The sequence below is a fragment of the uncultured Capnocytophaga sp. genome (assembly GCF_938029845.1).
Lineage (GTDB): Bacteria > Bacteroidota > Bacteroidia > Flavobacteriales > Flavobacteriaceae > Capnocytophaga.
This window is the reverse complement of the sequence record NZ_CALHGG010000152.1, coordinates 1-3863: the sequence shown is the minus strand read 5'-3', so window position 1 is coordinate 3863 and position 3863 is coordinate 1. Positions and strand designations below refer to the sequence as shown.

Here is a 3863-nt window from a genome sequence, read left to right as displayed (position 1 = left end):
GTACTACCTGCATCGGCTATGGAGTCCTCTCCGTCCTTCTTGAATATCTTCTTTAAATAGTTGTTGTTTGACATCTTTTGTTAATTTTGTGTGTTATTATTTATTGTCCCTTGTATGTAAGGCTATATAGGAGAAATAAAGTCCTATAACTATAAAGAGTATCCCTGTGAAAAAGCCAATAACGTGTGTCTTATATCACGCCCTAAATAGTGACTTATCTATCCCATTGTTCAGCCATTTTATTTAAAGTTTCCTCATCAGAGACCTTTTTCCAACTTGATACAATCTCTCTCCACTGTTTACCAAATAGAGGTTCGCAGATAGCTTCTATCTCATCATAGCTAAGATACTTTTCATAGTTCTTTTCCATAAATGTATCCACTGCTATACGGTAAGAAGAACCAAAAGCTGCCTCTTTGCTTAAAACTTTTCCTAATGAAACAGCTACTTTTAAAGCCTCCATTGCTTCTTTGGTTTTGTTACAGTGAAAGCCTGCATTAGCCAACATTCTTGCTGCCTCAATCAATAAGATAGGGTTATCTGATTGCAAGTAAAGTTCATAGGCTGTAAGATAATCAGTATATGAGTTTTCCCATTTTTCTTTAATATAATAGATAGTTCCTCTATATAGTAAGGTTTGTGCAAGGAGCGCTTGAGATACTGATTTTTCCAATTGACTTTCAGCGATAACAGCAGTGGCGACAGCTTTATCAGCATATTCTAAAACTTCTTTGTCTTTTTTATAACGCATTTTATCATTAGACAAAATGGTATAAACTACCACTAATTGAGTGAGCCAATAAGGGTCTTTACTCAATAAGTTTTGAGCTTCAGCAATACATACCTCTCCATACTTTTCGGCTTCACTCTCTTTTTCTTCTTCTATAGCCTTAGTCATACTTATAAAAGCCTTACGGTATTTGACAGAGGGCTCATCAGGAGGAAGCATTGAAGTAATTTGTTGCATAGCCAAAGGCATATTTAAGTTTAGAAAAATTGTATAAACTTTTTGTTTGCCTTCCTTGCTTAAGCTATCAAAAACAGGTCTGTTCACGATATCAGTTACAAGGAAACGTACTTTTTCACTAATGCCATAGTCAAGACACTTAAAAAGCCATTGGATAAAGTTTTTGCTTTTGTTGGTGTTTTTAAGAATAGCTACTGTATAATTGCCTTCTAAGAGATGGAGTGCTTCGGCTAATTTATTGAAATTAGCAGTAAAAACACCTGCCCATCCCATTTCTTTTCCTATATTGTAATCTACTTCCCAATCAATTTTTTCGGAAGTTTCCTGTTCGTCTTCTCCTACCTCTTTTTGATTTGTATTCCAAATGGTGATAGTTTCTTTTAATTCCTCTAACAGAGATTTAGTATATTCTTCATCATTGGTATACATTGCATCGAAATGGAAAGCAATATCCATAATATCAGTATCCGTAGCAATCATATAAGTAAAGAAAGTATCTACTATATCCTGCTCATCTCTTTGAGAGAGTATACGCACCACACGAGCTTGGGAGTCTGTTTTTGAAATATCCCACTCGTATACTATTTGCTCAATACGTTGTTCAATAGGGTTTGATGCCATTTTCTAATTTAATTTTAGGATACTTCCTTGCACAGAAGTAGGCCCACTTGAGGTTACTGTTGCTTTTGCTTTTCCTTCTATAGTTGTGTTCTTTGCACTTACTGATGAGGTTTCACCTCCTATCAATTTGATATCTTTAGAACTTACTCCAATACTACCTCCTTCTTCTGAACTTATTGCTATTTTATTAGAATCTCCTGCAGCTTGTTCTATTAGAGAACTTCCGCTTATTGAAATGTTTTTTCCGCTAATTCGGATTGTACCATCCTTACTTAAAGAAATAGAGGAATCCCCTGTGCCCAAAGTTATATTGTCTATAGCACCTATTGTAATTTTGTTGGTACCATCTAAAGTGATGAGATTACTTCCTGTTTTATCTTTGATAGTAATACCTCCTCCATCATTGAGTTCAATGGTATGTCCGCTTTTACTGCTAAGGCTTTTTACATTATTGCCAGTTCCTCCGCCTCCACCCACTTTTCCGTGGAAAAGACTACCCATTACATAAGGTCTGTCGGGGTGATTATGGATAAAACCTACCATCACTTGGTCGCCTATTTCGGGGATAGCTACAAAACCTCTGTTTTTGCTCACTTTCTCACTACCTCCTGCATCAGGAGTCATCACACGTATCCATTCTGTAGAGCCTTGTTGCCAATCAAAACGCACCTGTACACGTCCTTTACTGTCTTTATTATCTACTACCGTAGCTGTTTGAGGTTCTGCTATAGGAGTTTTGAAAACAGGGCGAGGTAAGAATCCTGTATCAGAAGCAATGGCTTCAAATATTCCTACATAGTTTCCAATAGAGTCTAATGTATGATTCACTTGAGTAATCATCAACTTGGTTAAGTAGTTAGCCTCCTTATTGATAGAGTCATACATTTCCATTTCCACCACACAACCTGGGTAGAGGAAAGGAACTGATGTTTTCCCAGAGGTAATAAACACTTGGGTAGCAATGCTTCCTATGGTGCTCTTTTGTGCCGTTTGTATATCACTACCTGTAAGAGCTTTCATAGGAGCTACTTGCAGAGATGCTGTCTTAAATGTATTCTTTGAAATTTCAAAAGCATCTTTTGCCAGTGACGATTTGTGTTCTATAGGAGTTTCTTTGCTGGTTAAAGCCTTATCATCTCCGCTATTATAACCATAAAACGAGCGATTGATATGTAAGGTTCTCATCTGTATATCTATCTCATCTACATTTTTACCAAACATCAGTTTGATAGGAGCCTCAGGGGTAGGCAGTTTGCCGAAATGCAATTTCTCTCCATCATAGAAGAATTGTTCTCCGTAGGTTTCGGCTACACGAGCTAAGAAATTATAGTGGGTTTCTTCGTATTGACACAGATAAGTAACATTACTATAAGCGGGTTCTACCCTAAAAGAAAAGTTAGAACCTAAACCTTCTTTGATAGTTTGTTCTACTACAGATTTTAAAGCGATTACTTGTTTCCCTCCAAAACTTTGTGTGTGAGGGGCAGCATCTAACAATATCGTAGGACTTTTCCCCGTTAATACAATGCTTCCTTGATTGTTTCTTTCTCTGCTAAAGCTTACATTGGTAATAACCCCTACAAAGTTTCTTTCAGGCACATCTTTCATTTCACCTCTATAAAAGAAAGTGATAGTAATACGCTTACCTAATAGATTCTTTATATGTTCCATCTGGTGATTTTCTGCTTTACCTAATGAATCATAATCTAATACTAGTAAAAAACTATGGTGTTCTACAGCTGATTGAGAGAGAGAAAAATGTTTGTATTTGGTTATATTTACCCCTCCTTCAATGGCTATTTTAATATTGGTAATATTGTTTTGTCCTGTGATTTCACTCTTTTGGATATTCTCAGAAGTGCTTGGTGGGGGGCTGACATAAGAGGACTCTGAAGCTGTAGGGTCAGCTTCAGGGGTAGTCACTTCTTTTTTGGGAGTAGCTGCTATTGGAGCAGGAGAATGGGTATTTTGAGTAGGCAAAGCATTTTTAGCGGCTTTGGCTTCATTCATATATTTAAACCCCTCGGACACGTACTCTCTCCCTTGATTGACTGTCTCTTTTGCTTTCTTTACATCGTCTCCCATCTGCTCAGCTACCACATCAGTAGCAGGGGCTACTAAATCTTCAGCATTAGGAAGGGTAGTTTTTTTATTTATCTCTGATGTCATACGAATGTTTTTTTATAAATTTATAAAATAGAAAAGCAGTGGTTATAAAAAACCACTGCTTTTAAAAGATGTTTTAGGAAACCATCCACCCAGCATCGTGTGTGGA

The 3863-nt window shown here is 36.8% G+C and carries 2 protein-coding genes; both read right to left on the bottom strand.

Translation table 11 applies throughout. The annotated features are described in order from the left end of the window. Positions 1-214: 214 nt before the first annotated feature. Positions 215-1588 (bottom strand): hypothetical protein, encoded by a 1374-nt coding sequence (locus Q0625_RS11335; RefSeq protein ID WP_298827312.1) that lies wholly within the window; start codon positions 1586-1588, stop codon positions 215-217. A 3-nt stretch (positions 1589-1591) separates the two neighbouring features. Beyond that, the gene (locus Q0625_RS11330) at positions 1592-3757 is read right to left on the bottom strand and encodes a phage baseplate assembly protein V (RefSeq protein WP_298827310.1); all 2166 of its coding nucleotides are present in this window, start codon (positions 3755-3757) and stop codon (positions 1592-1594) included. Positions 3758-3863 lie beyond the last annotated feature (106 nt).